Source organism: Galbibacter sp. PAP.153, assembly GCF_037029175.1.
Lineage (GTDB): Bacteria > Bacteroidota > Bacteroidia > Flavobacteriales > Flavobacteriaceae > Galbibacter > Galbibacter pacificus.
In genome coordinates this window covers 1-21963 of sequence record NZ_JAZEUN010000035.1, presented here as the reverse complement: position 1 = coordinate 21963, position 21963 = coordinate 1, and the positions used below count along the sequence as shown (strand labels likewise).

At 38.2% G+C, this 21963-nt stretch carries 22 protein-coding genes and 1 tRNA gene; 10 read left to right on the top strand and 13 right to left on the bottom strand.

What is annotated here, in order from left to right:
• Positions 1–3: 3 nt before the first annotated feature.
• Complete coding sequence (ppk1, locus tag UXI14_RS17125) at positions 4–2109, bottom strand: polyphosphate kinase 1 (RefSeq protein WP_335967195.1); 2106 nt, start codon at positions 2107–2109, stop codon at positions 4–6.
• Entirely contained in the window at positions 2110–2595 is a 486-nt protein-coding gene (locus UXI14_RS17120; protein WP_335967194.1) for a histidine phosphatase family protein, read from the bottom strand.
• Between the two features lie 300 nt (positions 2596–2895).
• On the opposite strand from UXI14_RS17120, the gene UXI14_RS17115 reads away from it, so the two are divergent.
• The 3 genes from UXI14_RS17115 to UXI14_RS17105 are packed head-to-tail and all read left to right on the top strand — an operon-like array spanning position 2896 to position 8354.
• Entirely contained in the window at positions 2896–5505 is a 2610-nt protein-coding gene (locus UXI14_RS17115) for a gliding motility-associated C-terminal domain-containing protein (protein WP_335967193.1), read from the top strand.
• A gap of 6 nt (positions 5506–5511) precedes the next feature.
• Entirely contained in the window at positions 5512–6435 is a 924-nt protein-coding gene (locus UXI14_RS17110) for a type IX secretion system membrane protein PorP/SprF (RefSeq protein ID WP_335967192.1), read from the top strand.
• 11 nt (positions 6436–6446) lie between these two features.
• Positions 6447–8354, top strand: a complete 1908-nt coding sequence (locus tag UXI14_RS17105) for an OmpA family protein (protein WP_335967191.1) — start codon at positions 6447–6449, stop codon at positions 8352–8354.
• Between the two features lie 79 nt (positions 8355–8433).
• Here the strand turns inward: UXI14_RS17105 and UXI14_RS17100 are convergent, their stop codons facing one another.
• The 6 genes from UXI14_RS17100 to pyrR all read right to left on the bottom strand — a co-directional run bounded on the left by UXI14_RS17100 (position 8434) and on the right by pyrR (position 12458).
• Positions 8434–8931 carry a CAP domain-containing protein gene (locus UXI14_RS17100; RefSeq protein WP_335967190.1) on the bottom strand — a complete coding sequence of 166 codons (498 nt, stop codon included), beginning with the start codon at positions 8929–8931 and terminating at the stop codon, positions 8434–8436.
• 97 nt (positions 8932–9028) lie between these two features.
• Positions 9029–9682 carry a pyridoxamine 5'-phosphate oxidase gene (gene pdxH / locus UXI14_RS17095; RefSeq protein WP_335967189.1) on the bottom strand — a complete coding sequence of 218 codons (654 nt, stop codon included), beginning with the start codon at positions 9680–9682 and terminating at the stop codon, positions 9029–9031.
• Between the two features lie 10 nt (positions 9683–9692).
• The gene (locus UXI14_RS17090) at positions 9693–10607 is read right to left on the bottom strand and encodes a ribonuclease Z (RefSeq protein WP_277900737.1); all 915 of its coding nucleotides are present in this window, start codon (positions 10605–10607) and stop codon (positions 9693–9695) included.
• A 35-nt stretch (positions 10608–10642) separates the two neighbouring features.
• A complete protein-coding gene (locus UXI14_RS17085) occupies positions 10643–10975 on the bottom strand; it encodes a ribonuclease Z (RefSeq protein ID WP_335967188.1) in 333 nt (110 codons plus the stop codon).
• A gap of 4 nt (positions 10976–10979) precedes the next feature.
• A complete protein-coding gene (locus UXI14_RS17080; RefSeq protein WP_335967187.1) occupies positions 10980–11909 on the bottom strand; it encodes an aspartate carbamoyltransferase catalytic subunit in 930 nt (309 codons plus the stop codon).
• Positions 11910–11918: 9 nt separating this feature from the next.
• A complete protein-coding gene (gene pyrR / locus UXI14_RS17075; RefSeq protein ID WP_277900734.1) occupies positions 11919–12458 on the bottom strand; it encodes a bifunctional pyr operon transcriptional regulator/uracil phosphoribosyltransferase PyrR in 540 nt (179 codons plus the stop codon).
• Between the two features lie 166 nt (positions 12459–12624).
• On the opposite strand from pyrR, the gene UXI14_RS17070 reads away from it, so the two are divergent.
• On the top strand, positions 12625–13053 hold the full coding sequence (locus UXI14_RS17070) for a SnoaL-like domain-containing protein (RefSeq protein ID WP_277900733.1): 429 nt from the start codon (positions 12625–12627) through the stop codon (positions 13051–13053).
• Positions 13054–13071: 18 nt separating this feature from the next.
• Here UXI14_RS17070 and murA read toward each other — a convergent pair whose 3' ends face one another.
• The 3 genes from murA to UXI14_RS17055 all read right to left on the bottom strand — a co-directional run bounded on the left by murA (position 13072) and on the right by UXI14_RS17055 (position 15421).
• Positions 13072–14382, bottom strand: a complete 1311-nt coding sequence (gene murA / locus UXI14_RS17065; RefSeq protein WP_335967186.1) for a UDP-N-acetylglucosamine 1-carboxyvinyltransferase — start codon at positions 14380–14382, stop codon at positions 13072–13074.
• A gap of 20 nt (positions 14383–14402) precedes the next feature.
• Positions 14403–15047, bottom strand: coding sequence for a DUF4290 domain-containing protein (locus UXI14_RS17060; RefSeq protein ID WP_335967185.1), 645 nt, complete (start codon positions 15045–15047; stop codon positions 14403–14405).
• A gap of 83 nt (positions 15048–15130) precedes the next feature.
• Complete coding sequence (locus tag UXI14_RS17055) at positions 15131–15421, bottom strand: DUF493 family protein (protein ID WP_277900730.1); 291 nt, start codon at positions 15419–15421, stop codon at positions 15131–15133.
• Between the two features lie 182 nt (positions 15422–15603).
• Here UXI14_RS17055 and UXI14_RS17050 point away from each other — a divergent pair, with 182 nt between their 5' ends.
• From UXI14_RS17050 to UXI14_RS17030, 5 genes are all read left to right on the top strand, one after another.
• Complete coding sequence (locus UXI14_RS17050; RefSeq protein WP_335967184.1) at positions 15604–16140, top strand: ATP-binding protein; 537 nt, start codon at positions 15604–15606, stop codon at positions 16138–16140.
• A 60-nt stretch (positions 16141–16200) separates the two neighbouring features.
• Positions 16201–18108 carry a RecQ family ATP-dependent DNA helicase gene (locus UXI14_RS17045; protein ID WP_335967182.1) on the top strand — a complete coding sequence of 636 codons (1908 nt, stop codon included), beginning with the start codon at positions 16201–16203 and terminating at the stop codon, positions 18106–18108.
• A 101-nt stretch (positions 18109–18209) separates the two neighbouring features.
• Positions 18210–19163 (top strand): methionyl-tRNA formyltransferase, encoded by a 954-nt coding sequence (fmt, locus tag UXI14_RS17040; RefSeq protein ID WP_335967181.1) that lies wholly within the window; start codon positions 18210–18212, stop codon positions 19161–19163.
• Positions 19164–19347: 184 nt separating this feature from the next.
• Positions 19348–19620, top strand: a complete 273-nt coding sequence (locus tag UXI14_RS17035) for an HU family DNA-binding protein (RefSeq protein WP_277900726.1) — start codon at positions 19348–19350, stop codon at positions 19618–19620.
• Positions 19621–19754: 134 nt separating this feature from the next.
• Positions 19755–20315, top strand: coding sequence for a YqgE/AlgH family protein (locus tag UXI14_RS17030; RefSeq protein WP_277900725.1), 561 nt, complete (start codon positions 19755–19757; stop codon positions 20313–20315).
• On the opposite strand, the gene UXI14_RS17025 is transcribed toward UXI14_RS17030, so the two are convergent.
• Both UXI14_RS17025 and UXI14_RS17020 read right to left on the bottom strand, forming a co-directional pair.
• Positions 20307–21152, bottom strand: a complete 846-nt coding sequence (locus tag UXI14_RS17025; RefSeq protein ID WP_335967180.1) for an aminotransferase class IV — start codon at positions 21150–21152, stop codon at positions 20307–20309. The genes UXI14_RS17030 and UXI14_RS17025 overlap by 9 nt on opposite strands.
• Positions 21153–21208: 56 nt before the next feature.
• A complete protein-coding gene (locus UXI14_RS17020; RefSeq protein ID WP_277900723.1) occupies positions 21209–21592 on the bottom strand; it encodes an START-like domain-containing protein in 384 nt (127 codons plus the stop codon).
• 207 nt (positions 21593–21799) lie between these two features.
• Here UXI14_RS17020 and UXI14_RS17015 point away from each other — a divergent pair.
• A tRNA-Met gene (locus UXI14_RS17015) sits at positions 21800–21873 on the top strand.
• Positions 21874–21963 lie beyond the last annotated feature (90 nt).

Below are 21963 nucleotides of genomic sequence, written 5' to 3'. Positions count from 1 at the left end.
TCTTTATGCTTTAACAATCTGTTTTTTTAAATAGTATTCGTAGGTCTCGAATTGGGAACGTTCTTTAATATTTTTTACTTTTCTATATGCATTGTCGTGCCTTTCGGAGAATATCCTTGCCTTTACATTGTCTCTCCAGCAAATATCAAAAGTATCCATTAATTCACTTTTAAGGTCCTTGTCGTAAATAGGGCACCCCACTTCTACCCTAAAGTCAAGGTTCCTTGTCATCCAATCGGCTGAAGAAATGTAAAACTTGGGGTCGCCATTGTTGGCAAAAATAAACAATCGGGTATGTTCCAAAAACCTGTCGACCACACTAATGGCTTCAATGTTTTCGCTCATTCCGGGAACTCCGGGTATTAAACAACATGTTCCCCGTATTATAAGTTGAATTTTAACCCCGCTTCTACTGGCTTCATATAACTTATCGACCATTTTATAGCTTGTAAAGCTATTCATTTTAATCTTTATATAGGCTTCTTTACCCGCTTTTGCATTTTCTATTTCTTTGTCGATAAGCTTTGTAAATACTTTTTTGGTGTAATGTGGGGAAACTATTAAATGTTTGTACTTATTTATTTTATAATTGGTCTGAAAGAAATCGAACACCTTGTTAAGCTCTTTCATTATGGGCTGGTGTGCGGTAAAAAGCGTATAATCTGTATAGATTTTGGCGGTATCTTCGTTAAAGTTCCCGGTGCTTATAAAACCGTAACGTTTTAACTTATCGCCTTCCAGTCTTTCTATTACACATATTTTACTGTGTACCTTAAGGCCCTGAACCCCAAAAATAAGCTTCACCCCTTCAGATTGTAACTGCTCGGCATATTCAATATTTGCTTCTTCGTCAAACCTGGCCTGTAGTTCTATCTGTACGGTTACCTCTTTTCCATTTTTAACAGCATTGATTAGTGAACTGGCAACTTGAGAGTTTTTTGCCAATCTGTATACGGTAATCTTTATGGTTTTTACCTTTGGGTCTATTGCCGCTTCCCTTAAAAGTTTAATTACATTAGAGAAGGTGTTGTATGGGGCATATTGCAAATAATCTTTTTTGGCAATGGCTTCAAACAAACTACCGTCGTGGGTAAGCCCTTTTACCGGCAAGGGCGGAAATTTTTTATACATTAAATCGGCACGTCCAAGGCTTGGAAACCCCATGTAATCCCTTCGGTTGTGGTATCTCCCTCCGGGAATTACGCTATCTGTGTCGTCTATCCCCATTTTATCTTTTAAAAACTTAAGCGTATCTTTTTCAATCTCTTTATCATACACAAAACGGACCGGCTCACTGATACGTCTTCCTTTTACACTCGACGATATTTTTTCAATAAAACTCTTACTTAAATCGCTGTCTATATCCAGTTCGGCATCACGGGTAATTTTAATCATATGCGCCGATAGCGATTCGTAATTAAAAATATTAAAAATCCCGTCCATACAATAGCGGATAAGGTCGTCGAGAATAATTATATATTGCTTGTCTCCCTGATTTGGCAATACCACAAAACGCTCTATAGTTTTAGGTATTTCTACCATTGCATAACGTATTTCTTTAGATTTTGGCTTAAAAATACCCTTTACGCCATCGTTTTGCTTTTCCTGCTTCATTGTCATTTTTACTGCAAGATAACCGGCACTGTCCTTAAGGTTCGGGATTTCGTCCAGATCGCTCAGCATAATGGTTACCAGAGCCGGGCTTACTTTTTCATAAAAATAGTTTTTTATAAAATCGTTTTGTTGTGCCGTTACTTCGTCTTCTTTTATAATAAATATATTTTCGGCCTCCAGTTCTTTTTCTATATCGCTAAGTATTCTTAAACTTTCGGTTTGCTGGTTAATTACAATCTGCGTAATATCTTCCATTAAATCTTTGGCACGGGCACCTCCCAAAACACTTTTCCCCGTTTTTCCAGAAAGGGCAATACGTTTTACGGTAGCGTAACGGACTTTAAAAAATTCGTCCAGATTATTGGAAAAAATCCCCAAAAAACGAAGCCTTTCAATAAGTGGAACTGTAGTATCTTCAGCTTCTTGCAAAACTCTCGCATTAAAATGTAACCAACTGATCTCTCTATTTATATATTGATTTTTTACTTCGTTCATTTATTTTAATTGCTTTGGAAATATTATTAATTCGGTTGTTCCCTTGTCTACTAGTTTCCATTCACCAACATCAAATCGTAATTGCACTACCCCGGCTGTTGGCACATTATTTATGGATTTGTTCCCAAATATATTAGAAATTGACGTGAATGCATGATTATGGCCAAAAATCATAACTTTTTTATAGCTTTCCCCTAATTGTTTGATAAAATTAATGACAGAAGTCCCTTCAAAATCGTACAATCTCTTTTCGATATGTATTTTGGAGGGGGCTATTCCCAATTGGCCCGTAACTATAATGCATGTATGCAATGCCCTTATTGCTGGGCTGGAAAATACCACATCTGGTGCCTTAAAATTACCCTTTAAATAATTGGCTACCATATATGCATCATTTATACCGCGCTCTTGTAATGGCCGGTCTTTATCGTTTACCTCGTATTCCCAAGACGATTTTGCATGCCTAACCAGTGTTATTTCCTTCATTTTAATCAATTTCACCTCTTTAAACAGATACCGTTCATCGTTAAATATATACAGCTCAACCAACTAATTATAAATGCCTTCCACATTAACGATTATAAAAAACACTTCATCATTTTTTTTTTAGTTGATTGTTTATTCTTACGAATTTAGCTATCAATAAACCAACCCAAACCTCTTTTTGCTAAAGTAAATTTCAAGCTTTGGCCACTACTTCTTAACACTGCTTTTTCAAATAAAAATATGGGATAAACACCCCAGATTTATCTTACTTAACTACTTGCAGTAAATCTGTATAGTAGAATGAAAATAATAAATCTTTTTATCATTTCGATGTTTTGTTGGTGCTTTTCCTTAAATGCAGGCAACAATCTTGAAATCTTTCCAAATGTACCGGGATGCTCCATAAAAGCAACCGTTACCAACGTAAGTTGTGTGATCAACAATGAAGCATCAAACGACGGAAGCATAACCCTTGAAATAACGGGTAATACGGGAACGCTTACCTATAAATGGACCACAAATAACGGTAATGGCCTTGTTGATGGCCAAAAAGACCAAACCGGCCTAAGTGCGGGCACTTATACTTTTTGTATTTACGACAATGGCGTGCAAGTACATAAAGAATCGAAAACAGTTACAGAGCCCGAAAACTTCACCATAGAAACCGAAATAACCGATAATATATGTTACAACACCGAAGAAGGCAGTATAAAAATAACCGCTAGCGGATGTGCCCCTCCTTATAACTATTCTATTGACGGCGGTCAAACTTTTTTCAGCTCTCATTTATTTGAAAACCTAAAAAAAGGGACCTATGTCGTTTTGGTAAAAGATGCCAAAGGATGCGAAATTTCTAAAACCGTTAAAATAGGCGGAGGTGAGTATCTGTCCATTTATCATCCGGAATCCATGACCGTTGAAAATTGTTTGACCCAAAAGGCAATTGATGCAAAGTTTGAAGAGTGGTTAAAAGAGTTCCATTTCATTGGAGGAACCAACCCGAAAGAAGAAGGCCTAGACGTTACAGCGCCTACTATTTGTGGCGGTAAAACAACTGTTAACTATATTGTAACCGACGATTGTGGGGCAAGAAGAGAATGCAACGCTATATTTACGGTTCCCGAAAAAACGGCATTAAACTTTATAAATGTTGCCCAAAACCAACATATTACCTGCAATGAAGATATAGATATTGAGCTTCAGGTATGGCTGGACAGCAATGCAAATGCAATTGCCGATAGCGAGTGTCCAATTACTTGGACCAATAATTTTACCGAATGCGAATGGGTAACCATCTGCGGAAATACAAAATTTATTGAAGTTACTTTTACTGCAAGCAATGGCTGCGATAGAATAAATACAGCTGCAATTTTTACCATTGAAGACAACGAAGCACCCGTTTTTGTCGAAGAACTGCCACAGGATATTACCGTGGCGTGCAACGCAATTCCAGAGGCCGTGACATTGACCGCCAACGATAGTTGTAGCGGTAATGCTGAAGTTTCTTTTGATGAAACAACTACCAATAACGATTGTGGCATCAGCACCATTACAAGAACATGGACTGCCAAGGACTGCTCGAACAACCAAACAGTACACACGCAGACCATTACCATTGAAGACAACGAAGCACCCGTTTTTGTTGAGGAACTGCCACAGGATATTACCGTGGCGTGCAACGCAATTCCAGAGGCCCTGACATTGACCGTCAACGATAATTGTAGCGGTAATGCTGAAGTTTCTTTTGATGAAACAACTACCAATAACGATTGTGGATCCAGCACCATTACAAGAACATGGACTGCCAAGGACTGCTCGAACAACCAAACAGTACACACACAGACCGTTACCGTTGAAGACAACGAAGCGCCCGTTTTTGTTGGAGAACTGCCACAGGATATTACCGTGGCGTGCAACGCAATTCCAGAGGCCGCGACATTGACCGCCAACGATAGTTGTAGCGGTAATGCGGAAGTTTCTTTTGATGAAACAAATACCAACAACGATTGTGGCATCAGCACCATTACAAGAACATGGACCGCCAAGGACTGCTCGAACAACCAAACAGTACACACGCAGACCATTACCATTGAAGACAACGAAGCGCCTATATTGGCTTCTAGTTATGAAAAAGATATTACCATTACTTGTGGCGATATTCCCGCCGCTCCCGCCCTCATGTTTGACGATGGCTGCAATACAAATCTCAATGTAACTTTTGAGGAATTGTCCAATTTTACTTCCGAAGGAGAAGATTACGACATTATTAGAACATGGAACGTTACCGATAATTGTGAAAATGAGGCAATGTTTACACAAAACATTCATATAAGGCCTCAAAACATAACTCCAATAGAGCCTGTGGAATTAAAATTATGTATAGATGATGCCACTTTTGACCTCTTTGAATTATTTCCCAATAATTACACCAAAGAAGGAACTTGGGAAGTGGCAAGCGGAAACCCTTCGCTAATGGATAATTTTTTCGATCCTTCAAAAACAGCTATCGGTAATTATGAAATTTCTTTTTTGCCCAGCAATAATTGTATACCGCCGTTAATCATTAAAATAATTGTACATGACGACTGCGTGGTTTTACCGTGTAATTCTACCAACGAACTGGTTATATCCAAAGCAATTACACCCAATGGCGACCCCTATAATGAGTATTTTACCGTAACCGGAATAGAAGAATGTGGTTTTACCATGACCTTACAGGTTTTTAATAGGTGGGGGGCCGAGGTTTTTCAATCGGATAATTACCAAAACAATTGGAACGGTTACGCTACATCGGGTATCGGTGGCTCGTCTCAAATTCCCGCCGGAACTTATTTTTATATTTTGAATATTCTCGAAAGTGGCTACGACCCAATTAAAGGATACATCTACGTAGGCACTAGCTCCAAATAAATTATTATGGACATTATTAAAAAAAACACCTCATTACTAACTTTTGTCCTGTTGCTTTCGGCTTCAATGGCCGCCCAGCAACTCCCTCAATTTACGCAATATATGTATAATACCGTTGCCATAAACCCGGCCTATGCAGGAAGCAGGGAAGCCTTGAGCATTGTGGCTCTTCATAGAAGCCAATGGAACGGTTTTAACGGCGGTCCAAAAACACTTACGGTTTCTGCTAATTCCCCTTTACGGAATGATAAAATTGGTGTGGGAATGTCTTTTATAAGAGACGAACTGGGCTACGAACGTTTTTCTTATTTGTATGGCGATTTTTCGTATACCATAAGGACCGGGGAAAATACAGAGCTGGCATTCGGACTCAAAGCGGGCTTTACACATTATGAGCTGGACAATGACCTATTGAGCGATCCCAGTATTATAAACGACCCATATTTTAACAATATTTCAAATCATTGGAGCCCAAACATGGGGCTTGGTATTTACTGGCATTCCAATAAATGGTACATGGGGCTATCATCCCCAAGGATATTTACAACCGATTATAATAAAGAAGAAGAATTTGAAGCATCAGAAAGAATTGGCTACTACTTGACCGGAGGGTATGTATTTACGCTGAGCAAAGACATTAAGTTTAAGCCCGCCTTTTTAATCAAGGCAACCAATGGAAGCTCAATGGCATACGACTTTACCGGTAATTTTCTTTTTTACGAAAAAATGTGGATCGGCGCAGCATACCGTGTTGACGATGCCGCTGCCGTGCTTATAGATTTTCAGGTTACGCCACAATGGAGAATTGGCTATACCTACGAACAACCCATTTCGGATATTCGCCCCTATACTTCCGGAACGCATGAAATATTACTCATGTTCGAACTAAAATTCAACAATGCCAAATATAAATCGCCTCGCTATTTCTAAAATTTACTACCATGAAAACATTGCTACGATATAGTTTTGTACTTTTTCTTTTTCTAGAAGGCTTTTCACTGAATGCACAGTATGGAAAACAAAAAAAGGCTGATGCCCTGTTTAACAAGTATTCGTTTATAAAATCTTCTCAGACCTATAAAGAACTTATTGATAATAATTACAATGTAGCCTATGCCGAGCGTAAACTGGCAGACTGCTATTTTATGCTTCGGGACCCAGAGAATGCAGCCATTTATTATAAAAAAGCAGTACAGCAACCAAACATACCAATTGATTATTATTACAATTATGCGGTTGTATTAAGGGGGCTTGGAGAATATGAAGAAGCCGATACCTGGTTGAAAAAGTTTAAAAAAGAAGGCGGAAAAAATAAAATGGTAAGGGAACTAAAAAAAGAGAAACCCGTACTTTTTAACGTACAAACAAAATATACGCTTCAAGATGTTAATTTTAATACCGAATACAGCGATTTTGGAGCATATAGGTTTGGTGACATACTTTATTATATTTCTGCCAAAAACGGGGCGCGAAACCCTAAAAAAGTATACAGCTGGAACGAGCAGCCATTTCTAGACATGTACACCATAAACCTCAACGATTCCCTAAATACCGGAACACCCGTTGTTGGCGATATTAACACCAAATTTCACGAAGGACCTATCTCTATTTCTTCAGATGGGAAAACCATGTATTTTTCCAGAAACAATTATTATCAAAACCATAACGAAAGGGACCAAAAAGGCGTAAACCATTTACAAATTTACAAAGCGAGCCTGGTAAACGGAAAATGGACAAATATAACCGATATGCCTTTTAACAACGCTAATTATTCGGTATCGCATCCAGCACTTAGCAACGACGGAAAGTTGTTGTACTTTTCATCGGATATGCCCGGTGGACATGGAAAAGCCGATATTTACAAAGTGACCATCCAAGAAAACGGAACTTTTGGTCCTCTCCAAAATTTAGGTCCTATAGTTAATACCGAAGGCGAAGAATTATTTCCTTTTATCAATTCTGAAGGAACCCTGTTTTTTTCGTCGGATGGACATGAAGGTATTGGACTTTTGGATATTTATGGAACCATAAAAAACGAAGAAAACGAAATTACAGATATCGTTAACCTGGGCAAACCCATTAACAGCAAAAAAGACGATTTTTCATTTTTTATGTTTTCTGATGGCCTTTCCGGCTATATGGCATCCAATAGAAATAATAAAATTGGCAATGACGATATTTATGCCTTTGAAACTGTTTTGCCTCTCATGCTAAAAGGGGTCGTTTCAGATTCCATAAACGGGAAACCCATTCCCAATGCAAAAATCAGTCTTAAAAATAACCTTGGTAGCGAAATTGCTTATCTATTAACCGATGAAAACGGCTATTATGAAATAAATATCGATCGGGGAAAGGATTATAGTATTTCTGCAAGCCAAGAAAAATATACCGATAAAACAAAGATATTTACTTCAAAAAATATTGGAAAAAAAATCACCGAAATTGTGGTAAACCTTCAATTAGTTCCCGTAACAGACATTAAGGTATTGGCAGGATTAAATACTATTTATTTTGACTTCGATAAATACAATATCCGGCCGGACGCCGCAAAAGAACTGGACAAAATTGTAAACTTGATGACTGCCGAATATCCAGAAATGGTAATGAAAATAGAATCGCATACCGATTCACGGGGGTCGCTTTCGTACAACGACAGGCTGTCTATAGACCGGGCCAATGCCACCTACGACTATTTAATAAGCAAGGGCCTGACCAAAGAACGCGTTATAGCCCATAAAGGATATGGAGAACGTAGACTAACCAATGGCTGCTCCGACGGGGTTGCTTGTGAAGAACCCGAGCACCAAAAAAACAGAAGAACAGATTTTATTGTGCTTAAAATGAAATAACCTCATAACACTTTTGTTTATGAATTAAACTGAAAGCACTTTGACAAAATCAGAAAAATCAAGCCCAGGTTAATAACTACTAACGCCTTACAAAAATATTGGTGTAGAAATAATCTCCCTTTTTATTTTGGATGGCCGATATGCCCATGGCTGTATAATTTCCCTCAATGTTTTTTTTATGAGACTCGCTTTCCAGCCAAGCCTCAACAATACCTTTAGCCGTATGATAGCCATACCCTACGTTTTCTCCAACAGCCACTGCATCTGCATGATAGTGAAGGTTGTGCTCCCTATCTGCAAAAAAATGATGGCATATTTCATCTTCAGCAATCATGTGCTCTGTATGAACTTTGGCTTCTTGAGATATTATGTTGAGCTTTTCTAAAGGAGAAAGGTTTTTATCGATTCGGTACTCGTTGATTAAATTGAGGACTTCATCTTCAATTTTAATATATGTAACCGCATTTTCAACATTCAGTTCGTCTACGGTCTCGATTTCATCTGGGTTACAAGAATAGAAAGACGAATAAGACACCAGTAGCAAAATAGCTACCATGACTTTGGTTGGCGCATTCATAGTAAGATTCTTTTTAAGATTTGGTTTTGCTAAATTAGCAAATATCAAAATGTCTCATCCATGAAATGCCTAAAAAATCGACGAAATGCATGTTTTATCAGGGGTTTAACCGCTGAATTAGCCAATCATTATTTTTTTGTAAGATAAATCTTATTCTATCGTGAAGTCTATTCGGTCTTCCTTGCCAGAATTCTATGGCATGTGGAGAGACAATATACCCCCCCCAGTAATCGGGGCGGGTTATTTCTTTCCCCAGATATGCTTTTTCAAGGTTTTTTAATTTAGCTTCCAGTGCTTCCCTAGAGGCCAATACTTCGCTTTGATGGGAAACAATTGCCCCTAATTGACTTCCTCTTGGTCGGGACTCAAAATATCCATCTGAAAGGTTGGCGGCTATTTTTACAGCTTTTCCTTTAACTATTACCTGCCGCTCCATATTGGGCCAAAAAAAGGAGAGGCAAACATTGGGATTTGCTGCAATTGCTTTCCCTTTTTCACTATTGTAGTTGGTATAAAAAACAAAGCCGTTCTCATTAAATTTTTTAAGCAACACTACCCTATTTTTAGGAAAACCATCCAAACCAATGGTAGAAACCGTCATGGCATTGGCCTCGTCTATACCACCGCTTTTTTCCACCTCGTAAAACCAAGTTTGAAACAACTGCATGGGGTTGTTCGGGATATTGGCTTCCAAAAGTTCCTTTTTATTGTATACTTTTCGGTAATCGCTTAAATCTTTCTCGTTTTCCATATGCCCAATTTTAAAAAGTAAATGCTTTTCCGTCTTCGGCGAGTTCCACATGTTTAAAAAGTTGTTCGGCTTCTTCTTTAAACACCTGTATGTTGTTGTACCTGGTAGAATAGTGTCCTAATATTAAATTCTTTACCTTGGCCTTGCTAGCTATCGAGGCAGCTTGCAAAGCTGTTGAATGCCCTGTTTGCTTAGCTAGCTTTTCATGGGGCTCCAAAAACGTGGATTCATGATAGAGGGCATTTGCATTTTCAATAATAGGGATTATGGTTTCGTTATAGGAAGTATCACTACAGAAAGCATAACTTTTTGGCGGTAGCGGATCGTTGGTAAGCAAATTATTGGGAATTATCTCGCCATTTTCCAAAACCACATCTTTTCCCTTTTTTATATTTTGATAATAGCATTTATCTATATTATAATTCAAAACAGCATTGATGTCCAATTTCCTGTCGCCTTCCTTTTCCTTAAACAAGAAACCATTTGTATACACCCTGTGCGTAAGCGGGATGGTATGCACCTCTACCTTCTCATCTTCAAAAATTATTTCTGATTCCATTGCCGTAAGTTCATGAAAAATTAATGGGTAATTTGTCCATGCATGGCCAACCCTCAACATGGTAACAACGGCCTCTTTTATGCCTTTTGGCCCATACACGTGCATGGGCGCATCCCGCCCCAATAGTCTAAAAGTAGACAATAGGCCCGGTAATCCAAAAAAATGGTCCCCATGAAGGTGCGAGATAAAAATATGCTTGATTCTGGAGAACTTGATTTTTTGCTTCCTTAACTGCACTTGTGTTCCTTCGCCACAATCTATCAAGAACAGATGCCCTTTTATCTCCAATACTTGTGCCGTTGGATTTGTGAATGCTCTTGGCGTAGCGCTGTAACACCCTAAAATATGCAGTTTTAATTCGCTCATTATTTATACAATACACTGTATTTTAGCATACTTTTTTAAAAATCCAAATCCCTTTCTATGTCTTCCATTTCAATCACATCGTATGCTTCCTTTAGTGTGGGTGTAACCACCAGTTCTTCATGGACATCATTATAATTTACAGTATCTGTTACAATTACAAATGATTTGCCCGCTTTTCTATGATCCCTTGAAAGTTCTAAAAATTCCATTAAATCGTTTGCTGTCAATTTACTAAGCGACAGTAAATTCAAAATTAAATGATCGTTCTTGTATTTGGGGTAAGATTCATCAAGCCGATCTATAAACTTGCCCAAGGATACATTTTCTTGTGTAATTACAGTAGTATTTTCCTGTCTGTCTATTATCATAATCTTACTGTTTTATTTTAGAAGCTAATAAATAAATAACAGCCATTCTTATAGCGACCCCATTTTCAACCTGATTAAGTATAATAGCTTGTTTAGAATCGGCTACATCGCTTGTTATTTCAACGCCGCGGTTTATGGGCCCCGGGTGCATGATCACAATTTTCTTGTCCAGGGAATCCAACAAGGCCTTATTAACACCAAACTGTTGTGTGTACTCCCGTGTGGAGGGAAAATAACTTATGTCCATTCGCTCGTTCTGTACGCGAAGCATATTGGCAACGTCGCACCATTCCAATGCTTTTTTAAGATTGGTTTCTACTTCTACTCCAAGCGATGTTATAAATTTAGGAATTAAAGTCTTTGGCCCGCATACCTTAACATTTGCCCCTTGTAATTTTAGGGCAAAAATGTTGGACAATGCCACCCTTGAATGCAAAATATCGCCAACAATAACTATTTTTTTCCCGTTTACGTCGCCCAATTTTTCTCTAATGGAATAAGAGTCCAACAGAGCCTGTGTAGGGTGTTCATGGGCTCCATCCCCAGCATTTACAATGCTTGCTTTTACATTTTTAGACAAGAAAACCCCTGCACCGGGATTTGGGTGACGCATAACCACCATGTCCACTTTCATGGAAAGGATGTTGTTTACTGTATCTATGAGCGTTTCTCCTTTTTTTACCGATGATTGTGCCGCTGAAAAGTTAATTATATCGGCAGACAATCTTTTTTCGGCCAATTCAAAAGACAACTTTGTTCTTGTGCTGTTTTCAAAAAATAAATTGGCTATGGTAATGTCCCTGAGTGAAGGTACCTTTTTTATTGGACGGTTGATAACTTCTTTGAAATGATCGGCGGTTTCAAAAATCAACTGAATATCCGATTCATTTAAATATTTAATTCCCAGTAAGTGGTTTACACTTAATTCGCTCATTGTATGCGGCTATTTATTTATCAAATATACTTTATCTTCTCCCTCTTGTTCCTTCCACATTACCTTTACCTTTTCTTGGTTGATGGCATCTACCTGCCTACCCCGGTAATCGGGCTGAATGGGCAGGTGCCTGCTAAAACGCCTATCGATTAACGTTAAAAGCTCGATTTCATTGGGCCTTCCAAACGATTGTATTGCGGTTAGCGCGGCCCTTATACTTCTTCCTGTATAAAGTACGTCGTCTATAAACACGACGTTTTTATCTTCAACTAAAAAATCGATTTTGGTTTTGTTGGCTTCCAAGGGCTTATCGCTCCTCCTAAAGTCGTCCCGGTAAAAAGTTATGTCCAAATACCCCAGTTTTATATGGGCAACATTGTAATCTTCTGTAAGTATTTTTTTTAATCGTTCAGCCAAAAAAACACCTCTTGGCTGAATACCAATTAATACGGTATTTTTAAAATCTATATGATTTTCAATGAGTTGACAAGCCAATCGATGAAGTATGATATTGATTTCTTTGGCGGAAAGCAAGACTTTTTGACTCATATTTTATGGAAATATACGGTTTGTAAAATTACATATTTTTATGGAGAAAACTAGAGCTTCTTCTGTTTATGTATGTTTTTTCTCTTTGAAACAATATAATTTATGGTTAACAATGGCTTAACCCGCTATTTTATAAGAAGATATATCTTCGCAAAAAAGAAAAGCAATGAAAACTCAAGAAATAGCCAACCGACTTATACTTCTCTGTAGGAAGGGAGCATATTTACAAGCATATCAAGAACTTTACGACGAACATGCCGTTAGCAAGGAAATGAATGCGGTTTTCAATGATGTTACCGAAGGGAAAAACAACATCATTCGGGAATATTTAAAAAGTAAGGATAATATTGTTGAGATACACCACCAATATATTTCCGATCCCCTTGTTGCCGATCATTTTTTTGTTGTGAAAATGGCAAGCGACATTACCTTTGCCGATATTGGAAGGCAGGAAATGGAAGAATTGTGTCTTTATAAAGTAGAGAACGGCAAAGTTGCCGAAGCTTTATTTTTTTATGCCCCCATCCAACCCCTAAATGGTTTTTTTGTTGATTATAAAAATAAAAAGCCCCTCGAAGAGGAGCTTTTTGTATAATTTTTTAAAGTCCAAAAATCAATCCATGCGCACAATTTTGGCACCAATGGCCTTTAGCCTTCCGTCTATGTTTTGATATCCCCTGTCTATTTGTTCGATATTATGAACCGTGGATGTCCCTTTGGCCGAAAGTGCCGCTATTAGCAAAGACACCCCTGCACGTATATCGGGAGAAGTCATTGTAGTAGCCTTGAGCGTAGATTTAAAATCATGCCCAATTACAGTTGCCCTGTGCGGATCGCAAAGTATTATTTTGGCGCCCATATCGATAAGTTTATCCACAAAGAAAAGTCGGCTTTCAAACATTTTTTGATGTATTAAAACACTCCCACGTGCTTGCGTGGCCACCGTTAAGATAATACTTAAAAGGTCGGGGGTAAAACCTGGCCAGGGCGCATCGGATATGGTGAGCACCGAGCCGTCTATAAAGCTTTGCACCTCGTACCCGTCTGCATGTTCCGGAATAACGATATCGTCATCCTGTTTTTCTACCGTTATCCCCAATTTTCTAAACACATTTGGGATTTGCCCCAAATGGTCCCAACCAACGTTTTTAATTGTCAGTTCGCTCCGTGTCATTGCCGCCATCCCTATCCAACTTCCAATTTCTATCATGTCGGGTAAAATAGTGTGTTCTGTTCCACCCAGTTCTTTTACACCTTCAATGGTAAGTAAATTAGAGCCAACACCGCTTATTTTTGCGCCCATCCTGTTCAACATAGAACACAACTGTTGCAAGTATGGCTCGCATGCGGCATTATAGATGGTCGTGGTTCCTTCGGCAAGTACAGCCGCCATTACAATATTGGCCGTACCGGTTACAGATGCTTCATCGAGCAGCATAAAGGTTCCTTTTAACTTTTTGGCCTCGACGCCATAAAAATATTCTTCACGGTTATACCTAAAAGTGGCTCCTAATTTAATAAAGCCTTCAAAATGTGTATCCAGTCTCCTGCGTCCAATTTTATCGCCTCCGGGCTTTGGTATATAGCCTTTCCCGAAACGGGCCAATAGTGGACCAACAATCATTATTGAACCTCTTAATCCACGGCCGTCCTGTTTAAATTGTTCTGATTGTAAATAATCCAAATGTAGGTCGTCTGCCATAAAAGTATAAGAAGAAGCACCTATTTTTTGGATTTTAACCCCCAAATTTTCAAGCAGGTCGATTAGTTTATTTACATCTATTATATTTGGAATATTGTGTATTGTTACCTTTTCGCTGGTAAGCAATACGGCGCAAAGTATTTGTAAGGCTTCATTTTTTGCTCCCTGTGGGATAATCTCCCCTTTTAATTGAGCCCCACCTTCTATTTTAAAAGTTCCCATGAAAAAATCCAGTAAGCTTTTTAATATCTTTTTTTACCTCTCCCCTTGTTGTGATGTTTTCTGGGATTATTGTTTCTAGATTTACTATTGTTACGGTTACGCACCAAGTTTTTGCTCTCTGCCAGGTCTTCGTCCCATTTGGCAAGGTTTATATTTCCATTGCTCAGCTCGTACAAATGTGCAAAAATAACATCATCTTCAACGGTATCCTTGTTCCAGTTAAGGTAACTTTTTTTCATATGGTTCGCAATGGTAAATTTAAGGCCATCCTTTAAATCGCCGTCTTCCCAACTTACACAAACATCGATCATACGTTTGATATTGTTACCGTAAAACCTGTATTTGGGATGGTTTTGAGGGTATTCCAGCGGCTCAGGACGCTCCTCCAACAATTCTTTTGTTGGTTTTGGAAATGGGGAATCCACATCCAATTTAAAATTGGAAATGATAAAAAGCTGATCCCATAGTTTATGCTGAAAGTCTGGAACGTCGCGCAAATGCGGATTTAAGTTCCCCATAACGGCGATAATAGCCTGCGCTACTTTGTTTCGCTCTTCCTTGTCTTCAATCTCGACGGCATAATCTACCATTTTCTGAATATGGCGCCCGTACTCGGGTATAATAAGTTTGGGACGCTCACTGTTGTATTCTAAATTTTCAACCAAAATATAATGAAATTATTAAATGAAGTTTCTTTTTCAATGTATAGGCATGCAAAATAACAAATTTTACGTTGTATCAAAGCAATTTACAAAGAAATAACACCTTCTACCGTACTTACTTCTTTATATTTTTCAATTACAGCGTCTGAATCTTTCATTTTTACCTCGACAGACAAACTTGTATATTTTCCATTTGATGACGTTTTTGTGCTGATAACGGCCCCTGTATTATCAAAAATCGTTTCAATCTGTTTTATCTTTTCTTGATCTGTGGGGACTATGAATTTATACAAATATTGAGAAGGCCATTCTGTTGTATTGTCCAGTTCATTTTTCAGCCGTGCATAAAATTCTTCAACCTCTTTTTTATCCTTCATATGCTTTTTTCGTTTTATGCAAAGATATGTTTTTTCAGTTTTATAAACACCAATATGATTATTGGGTTGGACAGGAAATAAAAGGAGCATAGAATAAAAAGGAAGCCTGGGGCTTTTATTCTCCCGGCAATTCATTTTTTAAATCCATTGGCTTTTAGTTATTTTGCGTTTTGAAGCTACAGATGAACGCAAACAAAAAGATAGTCATTACCGGGGGACCGGGTACCGGAAAAACATCGGTGGTCGATTTTTTAAAAAGTCAAGGGCATTATTGCATGTCCGAAATATCACGTCAGGTTACCCTGGAAGCAAGGGCACAAGGGATAGAACAGTTGTTTTTAACAGACCCGCTTTTGTTCAGCAAAAAATTATTGGAAGGCCGTATCGAGCAATATAAACTGGTGCCGGATACCGAAAAAACCATTTTTTTTGATCGCGGAATCCCCGATGTGCTGGCATATATGGATTACACAAAGGACCCATATCCCGATTATTTTGAAGAAGCGTGCCTAGAATACCGTTACGATCAGGTTTTTTTGCTCCCTCCGTGGAAAGAAATTTATACTTCGGATAACGAACGTTACGAAAGTTTCTCGCAGGCCCAGCGAATTTACAAGTTTTTAAAGAGCGTATACCAACGCTACAATTACCAACTAACGGATGTGCCTACCGGAACTGTTGACTACAGGGCCCGTTTTATACTTAACAATATTCAATAAGATTTTATTTATTTTTATCTGAAAAAGCAGAAAAGTGTATTTTTTATCTAAAACAAGGAAATGAGTTTAAAAAAGGATCCGCGGGAGGTTCTAAAAGAGTTTTGGGGATTTTCTTCATTTAGGGATTCGCAGGAAGAAGTTGTCCATACCATTTTGAACAATCAAGATGTATTGGCCCTTTTGCCCACGGGTGGCGGCAAATCTATTTGCTATCAGGTCCCGGCCATGACAAAAGATGGAATTTGCATTGTTGTTTCCCCGTTGGTTGCCCTTATTAAAAATCAGGTAAATACGCTAAAAAGCAAAGGGATCAAAGCAATAGCCCTGACGGGAGGCTTAAAATTTGAGGAGCTCGATGCACTTCTCGACAACTGTATATACGGAAATTACAAATTTTTATACGTATCGCCGGAGCGATTGCAACAGGACATAGTACAGGAACGGCTTAAGAACATGAATGTCAACCTTATTGCCATAGACGAAGCTCATTGTATCTCGCAATGGGGAAACGATTTTAGGCCCGCATACAGGAACTGCGCTGTTTTAAAAGATTTTTTTCCTAATGTGCCCATGGTTGCCTTAACGGCTTCGGCCACCAAAAGGGTTGCCAAGGATATAGTTGAAAACTTAAAGCTGGAAAGCCCTTCGACCATAAAAAAAACTTTTCAGCGAAAAAACATATCGTACCAAGTTTGCGAGAGCGAAGATAAAATATACAAGCTCGAACAGCTTTTAAAAGAACATCCGGGACCGGCCATTGTGTATGTTAGGAGTAGGCGCGCAACAGTTGAAACAAGCAACATTTTAAATAAAGTCGGCATGGCCGCCACATTTTTTCACGGCGGACTTACTAATGCCGAAAAAACCAAAAAGCTCGATGCATGGCTCAACGACCAATCGCGAATCATGGTAGCCACCAATGCCTTTGGAATGGGAATAGACAAACCCGATGTGGAAACCATTGTCCACCTTAATTTTCCCGAATCGGTTGAAAGTTATTATCAGGAAGCCGGAAGGGCCGGAAGGAACGGCGAAAAGGCATATGCCGTTATCTTAAAAAACAGCAGCGATGAAATTCAACTAAAAAATCAGTTTGTTAAAACGCTCCCAAGTGTTGTATTTTTAAAACTCCTTTACAAAAAACTGAACAATTATTTCCAAATACCCTATGGCGAAGGCACTCACCAAACATTCCCGCTAAACTTTAACCAGTTTTGCCATACGTACCAGTTCAACACCATGCTTACCTACAACGGGCTTAGAGCGCTCGACCGGCATTCTGTCATCAGTTTTACCGAAATGCATTTAAAGAAAAGCAACATACAGTTTATATGCACCAACAATCAGTTGTTTTACTATTTGGACAATAATCCTTCCGCAGAAAATATCGTACAAACAATATTAAGGACCTATGGCGGTGTTTTTGACATGGAAACCAATATCAATACTTTATTGATTTCCAAAAAGGCCCATACTTTTGAAGAAAAAGTGCACCATACATTAGAACAACTAAAAAAAGACGGCATTATAACCTATGATGCCACGGACACCGATGCCAGCATTACCTTTTTAGTCCCTAGGGAAGACGACAATACCATTAATATGGTTGCCAAAGACATTGAACAACAAAACAAACTAAAAACACAACAAGTAGAAAGCGTGCTTGCGTATATCAATAACAATACTATTTGCAAAAGCATACAATTGTTGCGGTATTTTGATGAAAATGCAAATGATCCCTGCGGAATTTGTTCGGTTTGTACACAAAAAGAAGAACATATTTCTAAAGATATTTTGGCCATAGCCCAGGAAGAAGTTCTAAAGTGCCTGCAAAAAAAGCCCCTAAACTCCAAAGAGCTGGTTGAAGAAATAACGTTTAAAGAAGCATACATTCTAGAAGCTTTAAAAGCGCTTCTTTTTGAAGAAATAATTACAATAAATGCCAACAACCAATATTGCGTAAAATAAATCTCAAGCAGCTTTTTCTTTCAACTAGTCATTACATCAACACCATATTTTATACGAATTCTAAGTATCTTTGACATCTGGAACTATTACGAAAAGACACGATGAGCAAAGAGTTACGAATTGTTTTTATGGGAACCCCCGATTTTGCAGTAGCCACCCTAAAACAAATTATAAATAACAATTATAAGGTAGTTGGCGTTATAACGGCACCGGACAGGCCGGCAGGAAGGGGACGAAAGTTACAGCAATCGGCCGTAAAGCAATATGCCCTCTCTCAAAACCTAAATATATTACAGCCCACCAACTTAAAAGATCCCGCTTTTTTAGAAGAACTAAAGCAACTGGATGCCAATGTACAAGTTGTAGTGGCCTTTAGGATGCTCCCAAAAGCCGTATGGGCCATGCCTAAATACGGCACCTTTAACCTCCATGCCTCTTTGTTGCCCGATTACCGGGGCGCAGCACCTATAAACTGGGCTATTATCAATGGCGAAAAGAAAACGGGAGTCACTACTTTTTTTATAGATGAAAAAATAGACACGGGTGCTATTGTCCTTCAGGAAGAAACAACCATTGCCTCCAATGAAAGCGCCGGTATTTTACATGACAAACTCATGGAGATGGGAGCCGGACTTGTTGTAAAGACACTCCAACAAATACAAAATGGCACTGTAAACACAAGGATACAGCCCCAAACTGCCGAATTTAAAACCGCGTACAAACTAGACAAAGACAATACAAAAATAGACTGGAACAGCCCGACCGAAGAAATTTACAACTTAATAAGAGGCCTAAGCCCATACCCTACTGCTTGGACCTACCTTAAAAATGTCGGGGAAAATGCCGTTAATGTGAAAATATACAAAGCTGGTAAAGAAATAAAACAGCACAACGAAAAAGCCGGTAGCGTATTTGCGAACAAGAACGAAGTACATGTTGCTACAAATGACGGATTTATCTTACTGAAAGAGATACAGTTACCCGGAAAACGAAAAATGAACATCAAAGATGTATTGAATGGATATGAATTTGACAAAAATTCCAAAATGCTGTAAGACCGCATTATTATTGAGATTGAAGAAACCGAACAAAAAAGCTCCACTTTATTAACAATATGACCAAGTTATCAACAAAAATCCGTATTTCCATTGATATTACTTGCGTGAGAAGTAAATCCGTATAAATTTGTGGTGCAATTAAATAAATGTTTAACCGTATATTCATTTAAATCTTTAAATTATGAACAAAACAGAATTAATCGATGCAATGGCTGCTGACGCAGGAATTACAAAAGCAGCAGCAAAGAAAGCATTAGAGTCTTTTTTAGGAAGCGTAGAAGGCACTCTTAAAAAAGGTGGAAGAGTATCTTTAGTAGGATTTGGATCATGGTCAGTATCTAAAAGATCTGCTAGGGAAGGTAGAAATCCTCAAACAGGAAAAACTATCAAAATTGCTGCTAAAAATGTAGTTAAATTTAAAGCGGGTGCAGAATTAGCAGGTGCTGTAAATTAATAAAAAATAGCTCAATATAGAGAATAAAAAGCGTCTAAATAGACGCTTTTTTTGGCTTTATTACGAAAAAATGCAGCATAAATATTTGTTGATTAACCTTTTTTTTATAGATTTAAAAGAAAATCCGATTGCTTATGGTTGCTTTAACTCCAAAGAAAGGCCATTTGCTTATTGCCGAGCCCTCTATAATTGGCGATGTAGCTTTCAACAGGTCAGTAGTACTGCTCGCTGAGCACAACGATGAAGGGTCTATAGGTTTCATTCTAAACAAGCCATTAGAGTTTAGGCTTAACGAATTGGTGCCCGAAATCAACAAATCGTTAAAAGTATACAACGGTGGCCCTGTAGAACAGGACAATCTTTATTTTATACATAAAATCCCGGAACTTATATCCAATAGCATCGAAATTTCCAATGGCATATATTGGGGCGGTGATTTTGAAACGATTATCGACCTTATCAACCAAGGCGACATTAAAGACTCTGACATTAAGTTTTTCCTTGGCTATTCGGGTTGGGACATTATGCAGCTCGAAAAGGAGCTTTCCAGTAATTCATGGGTTGTTTCAGAAAACAAATACAAAAGCAATATTATAAAAAAAGCACCAATGTATTTCTGGAAAGAAAAAATGTTGGAACTGGGCGGCGATTACCTTCTTTGGTCGAATGCCCCAGAAAACCCCGTGTTAAATTAACCGCGCCTTAGCGTTCAATCTTCCTAAAAGTTGCTTTGCCACTTCATTTGTATATAATTTTTTACGGTATTTGGTTATTGACGTAATTCCCGAAATAACATTTGTTAAAAATAACTCATCAGCTTTTTGAAGCTCAAATGGAGATATTACTGCCTCTGCTATTTCCAGGCCTTCGGTTTTTTCAATGATATCGATTAATTGTTTCCTTAAAACCCCATTTAGGCAACCTTCGGTAATTGGTGGCGTTTTTACGGTATGCCCTTTCACCAAAAACAAGTTTCCGTTTGTCGCTTCAATTACATTTTTATGTTCGTTGACCAACAAGCAATTGTCGTAGCCATTTTCTTCTGCAAAAATCCCTGCCAAAACATTTACAATTTTATTGTTGGACTTTAAAGTGGACAACAAACCTGAGTTAACGTAATGATCTTTAAATAATTCAACCTCATAAGGTTGCGTGTTCAAAACATAAAAAGGGTTTTCTATTTTTTTTGCTTCAATAATATACAACACATTATTGGTTGCAGGAGTATACAGGCCGCCATTTTCCCTAAAAACCGTAAAGCGGACCCTTACAGCTTGGTCTTGCAACTCATTGTTTTCAATTGTATTTTCAATTTGCTGTTGCAGGAACTCCATCGTAAAGTCCATCGGGATGTCCATGCGCAGTATTCGCATGGAGGCCATTAAACGCAGGTAATGGGGCTCCCAAAAGAAAATTTTGTTGTTTACAACCCGTATTGTCTCAAAAAGGGCATCTCCGTAGCGTAACCCCCTATTCGCTCCGTTCAAGAAATTGGCATTGTTTTCCAGTAGCTGCCCGTTATAATTTATCATAAAAAAGTGCCTTGAAAATTTCAAGGCACAAATATACTTTTTATGATCAAGGATTCCTAAGCAGACCCCAATACTTGTTTTAAGTCGGATATTTGGTTTTCCCAAAGCATTTTTGCCTCGTCAACTTCATCTTCCTCCGTAAAATCGGTAATCATTAAAGATACATCTTTGGTAATTTCGTCTACTACGATTTTAATTTCGAAGAACGTATCTTCATCGCTTTCTACCCATTTAAACTTAACCAGTTCGCCGCTTTTTTTTCTTACCAGCTTGGCTTGTTCTTCGGTTCCGTCCCAAATAAATGTAAAAAGCTCTCCGCGCGAGTTTACATTATCGGCAAACCACTCTGATAGCCCGGAGGGTGTAGAAATATATTGGTATAGCAGTTGAGGTGAGGAGTGTATAGGGAACTCTAATTCATATTTAACTTTCTCTTCCATACGTTGATCTTTTTTATAAAGTGACAATATAATTATTTCTAATTAACTTGTTCAATTTTTTTTAAATAAAAATATTTTTCGTGTTTGGTTTGATTCGGATAAATTTGTTTTTATATTTGCACCCGCCTAACAAAAATAGGCGCGTACATAAAGGCAATGTAGCTCATCCCAACAATCAGCGGGAGGTTAGGGTGCCGAAGACAAAATGGCGAGGTAGCTCAGTTGGTTAGAGCGTCGGATTCATAACCCGGAGGTCTCGAGTTCAAATCTCGATCTCGCTACTGGAAAAAAGCTTTACAGAAATGTAAGGCTTTTTTTATGTTTTTTTTCCTGACCTAAAGAAGGCTACCATAAAAATTAACTTCAATTTA